Genomic DNA, 6,989 nt, shown 5'->3' on the forward strand with positions numbered 1-6,989 from the left:
ACGTAGGCGAGACTGTCGGCAGTCATATCTACTTGAGGAGCAAGTGTACTTTCTTCTGCCCATTTCTCCCCAGCATGGTCGAGAGAAAAAATGCTAAGCCCTTGTCCTTGCCACTTGTAAGACAAATGCTCCTGTGTCAATAAAATGGAAATCTGGGCATCTTCCAGCATGAAAGCAAGACGTTCTTGCGGATACGCTGGGTCGAGTGGCACATACGCTCCACCTGCTTTGAGAATCCCGAGCATACCAACGAGCATATCTAACGAGCGCTCTACGCAAAGTCCGACAAAAGTACCCGCTTCTACTCCTTGCTTTTGCAAGTAGTTGGCAAGCTGATTGGCTTTTGCCTCCAGCTCGGCGTAGGTCAACTGTTCTTCCCCCGCAACGACGGCGATACGATCTGGGTATAGAGCCGCTGTTTCGGCAAACAGTTGTTGAACCGTTTTATCCCGAGGGTAGTCGCTCGCGGTTTCGTTTTGCCCGAACAGTAGAAACTGTCTTTCTTCTTGACTGAGAAAAGAGATAGAGGACAGGCGTTGCTTCGGATTCTCGACGATTGCTACTAGAATGGATGCCATTTGGTCGAGTGTCCGTTCGATTGCCACCTGTTCAAAGCGGTCTGTCCTGTACATCATTTTGATGCTAAACTGCTCGCCCGGAATCCCGACAATCGTGAGCGGATTATCTACTTCTTGGAAGTGCTGTACATTAGAGATGAGAAAACCGAATTCCCTCTCTTCCCCTTCTCCCAGCGGATAGTTCTCAAATACGAAAATACTTTCAAACAGTGGTAGTCCACGCGGTACATCCGTCCAGCCCTGGATATCCACCAATGGAGAGTATTCATACTGTCGGACTCTAGATTGCTGGTCCTGTAACTCTTTGAACCACTGATCCAACGTTTGCTCAGGCTCGACTTTCGTTTTCATCGGCAAAGTGTTGATAAACATTCCAACCATCTGCTCTACACCTGGCAGATCGCTGGGGCGCCCGGAACCGGTTACACCGTATACCACGCTTTCTTCTCCGCTCAAACGGCTGAGGAGAATGGCCCATGCCCCTTGCACGATGGTGTTGATCGTAACCTTATAAGTTCGAGCTAATTTCAAGAGAGCCTTCGAAACTCCATAAGTCAAGGTTCGAGTCGATTCATGAATCCCTATTTCCTGCTCTGAACCTCTCAAGGCATAAGATTCAAAGGGAAGAGGTGTGGGACTCTCGACGGACGCTAGGAACTCGCGCCAGAACTTTTCAGATTCCGTCTTGTCCTGACGGCGAAGCCAGGAGATATAATCTTTGAATGGCTTTGGCTGTGGAAGTCTCAAGTCCTTGCTTTGGCAGTACGCCTCATAGAAATCGAGGACTTCCTGAAAAAGAATGGGGCTACTCCATCCATCTAAGAGCAAATGGTGGAAGCTCCAGATGAACTGGTGCACATCTTTGGCCTTTTTAATGACCGTCACTCGCATGAGAGGGGCTTCGCTCAAGTCGAAGCCCGCCTCTTTTTCTTTTTGCAAAAACGATGTCAGCATGGTTTTCTGCTCTTCATCGGTGTGATGTGACCAGTCTTCCTGTTGTATGGAAAAAGGAACACTTTCGAAGACCACCTGAAGCGGCTTCTCTACCTCTTCCCAAAGGAATCCAGTACGCAAAATGGAATGTCTTTGCACCACTTTGTTCCAGGCTTTTTCAAAGTTGACGATGTCAAGCTCGCCTGTAAGAATGGCAATGTTCTGCACCATATAGGCTGAACCCTCAGAGTACAGCGAATGGAACAACATCCCTTCTTGCAGCGGGGATAAGGTGTATAGATCAGTAAAATCCCCCATTGGATTAATTCCCCTTTCTTTTCTTCAGCTTGGAGAGAACCTTGTTTAACGCCGTCTGACTCAAGTCTGCATCCTCGAAGTCTTCGGTTCTATAGCTTTGTTTCTCCGCTTGTATCAGTGAACGCAGGATTTCCGTGAAATGACGGGCGAAAGTCTCGACGCTCGCTTCGCTATGCAATGTCTCGCTGTAGAGGAAGCTTAGGTTCAGCTTGCCTCCTGTGACTGCCCCTACCACATCAATCAGATGAGCTCGTCTGTTGTCGGGACTGATGTTGGAGCCTCTTTCTCCTGTCGCAAATCCAAAAAGGGAATCTCCTTCTCCCGCCTGATTGAATTGTCCCAGATAGTTGAAGCTAATCGGTGGTTGCGGAATAGCCGCTAGCTTTTCGGACACCTCATTATCTTTTGTCAAGTAGCGCAGGATGCCGTATCCAAGGCCTTTGTTCGGAATTCGTTGAAGCTTCTCTTTGACTCTTACCAGCGCATCTTCCTGAGACATGTTCTGATCCAGTCGAATCAGGAGTGGATACATGGACGTAAACCAGCCGACCGTGCGGGAGAGATCGACCTCGGAGAACAAATCTTCACGACCGTGACCTTCTAGGTCGACTAGTAAGGATTGTTCTCCAGTCCATTTGGCGTGTGCCAATGCTAACGCGGTCAATAGAACATCATTGATTTGCGCGCGGTAACGGGACGGTACTTTCTGTAGCAGGGTTTCTGTCTCTTCTTCCTCCATTGAAATCGTAATCGTCCGGCAGTTTCCTTCTGTGTTCAACTCACCGTCATGGATTGGTGGTGGAAAGGACACCATCTCGTCTGCTGCAGCTATCCAGTACTCCTTTTCAGCGACAATACGTTCAGAAGATGCGTACTCATTCATTTTTACTGCCCATGCCTTGTAGGAGGTTGTCTTTGCTGGCAATTGAATCTCTGTTCCCTCCACAGCCTGCCTGTATGCCGTTTGCAAGTCTTCGATCAGCACTCGCCACGATACGCCGTCTACCGCCAAATGGTGAATGACAATTAGCAAACGGCCTGGTCGATCATACCCGAGATCGAAGTACACGATCTTCATGAGCGGTCCGTTTTCCAAATCTAGGCTCGCTTGTGCTTGGTGTGAAAGTTTTTCGATTCTTCTCAAGTGCTGAGCTGGCGAGATCATACTAAGATCCTCCACCATGAGCAAAACTTCCGATTCGACTTCTGCGTGTGTCTGCTTCCACTGTCCATCTGTGTAGGTATAACGCAGGCGGAGCGCGTCGTGGTGAGTGAGCAGGTGGGTAATGGCTTGCTCCAGATGCTCTTCGTCCAATTGTTCGTTCACTTGCAGGAGCATCGATTGGTTCCAGTGATGTGGTGTTGGTTGCTCTTGCTCGAAGAACCATTTTTGGATCGGCAATAGTGGAGCTTCACCTGTTACCATTCCTTGCTCTGCTTCTATTTTCGTGCTTTGGCCTGCAATCTTTGCCAACTCTGCAATCGTTTGATGGTCAAAAAGATTCTTCGGAGTTAGATGGATGCCAGCATTGTTTGCACGCGCGACGATTTGAATGCTGAGGATGGAGTCGCCCCCAAGCTCAAAAAAGTTATCGTGAATGCCGATGCGATCCATTCGCAGAACGCCGCACCAGATTTCCGTCAATCTTTGTTCGATTAGGTTGGTAGCCTGTGTAAACGAATCAACATCTTGGCTGCGATCATAGACAGGGACTGGAAGTGCTTTTCTGTCTACTTTCCCGTTTGGCGTAAGCGGCAATTCATCTAGCATGACGAAAGCGGATGGCACCATATAATCCGGTACATGTGCTTTGAAGTGCTTGCGCAGCTCGGCTGTGTCCATTTCTTGCTCCGCTTCCTTGACCGCATAAGCTACGAGCTGTTTCTTGCCCGGTTCGTCTTCGCGGACAATGACTACAGATGCGGCAAGCGCAGGGTGTTTGGCTAAAACGGACTCTACTTCACTCAGCTCGATGCGGAATCCGCGGATTTTCACCTGATTATCGATTCGACCGATGAATTCGATCAGACCATTTGGCAGGTAACGAACCACGTCACCAGTCCGATAGAGTCGTGCCTGCGGATCGGTTGAGAACGGGTTTGGTACAAAGCGTTCTTCCGTCAAATCAGGACGATTCAAATATCCTTTCGCCAGACCATCTCCGCCGATGTACAGTTCACCTGTTACGCCAATCGGGACGGGCTGCATGTTGCTATCAAGTACGTACACAGTCGTATTCTTGATCGGACGGCCAATTGGGAAAGAACTGATCGTCTCTGGCAACTCCGTGACCGGATAGCAGCAGGTGAATGTCGTGTTTTCCGTTGGACCGTACCCGTTGATGATCGTTACCCCTTCGATTTCCAACGCTTTTCTTACGTGAGGAACTGAGACGACATCTCCACCAACGAGCAGTTGCCGAACCCCCGTCAGGTACTCTTTGTGATGATCAACCATCAGGGTGAACAGTCCCGCCGTCAGCCAAAGAGTCGTAACCTGGTGAGTCTGAATAGCTTGTCCCAGTTCTTCTAGGGAAGGCAGATCAGGCGGCATCAGCACCAGCTTTGCCCCATTGAGCAAGCTGCCCCAAACCTCAAAGGTCGCCGCATCGAACGATACCGTGGACGCTTGCAGGAAAACGTCCTGCTCTGTAATCGTCACGTAGTCGGTTTCTTTGACGAGACGGACAATGCCTCGATGGATAACAAGCGTTCCTTTTGGCAACCCGGTAGAACCAGAAGTATAGATCACGTAAGCGAGACTCTCCGCTGTGGTCTCAATGTCAGGTGCGCGTTCACTTTCTTCGGCAATCATTGCCCAGTCGCGATCCAGACAAATCGGCGTATGCTCTCCAGATGGGAATGACGGTAGAAGATGCTCCTGCGTGAGCAAAACAGTGACGTGAGCGTCGTCCATCATGTAGGCCAGACGTTCTTTCGGATAATCCGAATCGAACGGTACATAAGCCCCACCCGCTTTGAGAATTCCAAGCACCCCGATCAGCATTTCGAGAGAACGCTTCACGCAAATACCGACGAGTGAACCTGAGCGAACGCCTTGTTTTTGCAGGTAGTTGGCTACCTGGTTGGCTCGTGTCTCTAACTGGGCGTATGTGAGCCTCTGGTCTCCCGATACCACTGCAATGCGATTCGGGTAAAGCATCGCGGTCTGCTGGAACAATTGATCCACGCGTTGATCCCGTGGGTAAGCAGTCGTCGTGTCGTTCCATTCCACCAGCAGTTGCTCCCGTTCTGCCTGAGGCAACAACTGCAATTGGGTAATGGTCTGCTCCGGCATCTGAACGATGGCTTCGAGTAATTGCTGGAAGTGCTGTGACATTCGCACAATCGTCGTTTCATCAAACAGCGCTGTATTGTACTCAAACGTTGCGATCAATCCGTTTTGTTTTTCTGCCATGGTCAACGTCAGGTCGAATTTGGCGGTGACCAGATGCTTGTCCATATCGAATTCCGATACGCGAATACCAGCCTTTTCGTCTAAGTCCAGCTGGAAGTTTTGGAGGACAAACATCACTTGGAACAGCGGGGAGTAGCTGAGACTACGCTCCAGCGCCAGTTCATCGACCAATTTTTCAAACGGAAGATCCTGATGAGCATAGGCTTCTAGCGCCGTCTCCTTCACTCTTGCCAGCAAGTCACGGAATGTCGGTTCCCCTGACATGTTCGTACGTAGCACCAATGTATTAATGAAGAATCCAATCAATTGCTCCGTCTCTTGTCTGTTGCGTCCAGCAACCGGGCTTCCGACGAGGATATCTTCCTGTCCACTGTAGCGGTAGAGCAAAGTTTGGAAGGCAGCCAGCAAGGTCATGAACAGCGTCGATCCTTCTTTACGGCTAAGTGTTTGTAATTTGTCGAGAAGTTCACCTGCGAGCGTCGTTGAATACATCGCTCCCTCGTACGTTTGTACAGCAGGACGTGAACGGTCTGTCGGCAAGGTGAGAAGCGGTTCAGCACCACTTAATTTTTCACTCCAGTAAGAGAGCTGTTCGTCTAATACCGGACCTTGGAGCCACTCGCGTTGCCAAGCCGCGTAGTCAGCATACTGCACAGGTAAATCAGCTAAGGCTGGTATGCCGTTTTGGCTAATCGCTTCGTAGGAAGTGAACCATTCGCGAATAAATACTCCCATCGACCAACCATCAGAGATGATGTGATGCATGTTCATAAGGAAAATCGTTTCTTGCTCGCTTATGCGGATCAAGGTCGTACGGAACAACGGACCTTCGCTCAGGTTGAATGGCGTAGCTGCCTCTCTTCCTGCCAGACGCTGTGCTTCTGCTTCGCACTCGTCCGCTGGTAGCTCCCGTAAGTCGATTACACGTAACGGCTGCTCTTCATAAGGGTGAATCATTTGTACGGCTTGTCCATCTACGTGGCCAAAGGTTGTCCGCAAGCTTTCGTGGCGCTGAATTAGTACCTGCAAGCTCTTGTTCCAAGCTTCTATATTCAGATCGCCGTGCAATCGCATCGCTTGCGGGATGTTGTACAAGGCGCTGTCTGGCATCAGCTGATCCAGGAACCACAGACGCTGCTGGGCAAAGGACAAGGGCAGATGACTTTCCCGTGAAACAGGTACGATCGAAGCTCCTGATGTTTCTTGTAAAAAGCTTCCGAGTGCTTCGGATAGTTCTGCAACGGTTGGGTTTTCGAAAAGAGTACGGATAGGGACTTCTCCTGCAAACATGTCACGAAGTCGGGAAATGACCCGTGTCGCTAAGAGAGAATGCCCGCCCAACTCGAAGAAGTTGTCCTGAATCCCGACTTTTTCGATACCGAGCACTTGCGACCAGATCGCGGCGACCTGCTCCTCCGTATGGTTGCGTGGCGCGACATACTCTTGTGCAGAAGCCATTTGCCCCCACTCCGGCTCTGGCAGCTGCTTCCGGTCGATCTTGCCATTCGGTGTGAGCGGCATAGCGTCCAGCCAGACAAAGACAGAGGGAACCATAAACTCCGGCAATTTTGCTTTTGCCCAGACGGCTAAGTCAGTGCCCTCTTCCCTACTATCCTCTTTTTTCGTCACATACGCCGCCAGACGTTTGTCACCCAGCTTGTCTTCTCTTGCCGTCACCACGGCTTCCTTGACAGCCGGATGGGTTCGAAGGACAGCCTCCAACTCTCCCAACTCGATCCGAT

At 50.3% G+C, this 6,989-nt stretch carries 2 protein-coding genes; both read right to left on the minus strand.

From position 1 onward, the window contains the following. On the minus strand, positions 1-1,829 hold a 1,829-nt coding region (locus C7R93_RS11785; RefSeq protein WP_146142424.1), incomplete at its 3' end, for a condensation domain-containing protein. Positions 1,830-1,833: 4 nt separating this feature from the next. After that, positions 1,834-6,989: non-ribosomal peptide synthetase (locus C7R93_RS11790; protein ID WP_146142425.1), on the minus strand; the 5,156-nt coding region annotated here is incomplete at its 5' end.

Origin of the sequence: Brevibacillus fortis (assembly GCF_003013395.1) — a bacterium.
Taxonomy (GTDB): Bacteria; Bacillota; Bacilli; order Brevibacillales; family Brevibacillaceae; genus Brevibacillus; species Brevibacillus fortis.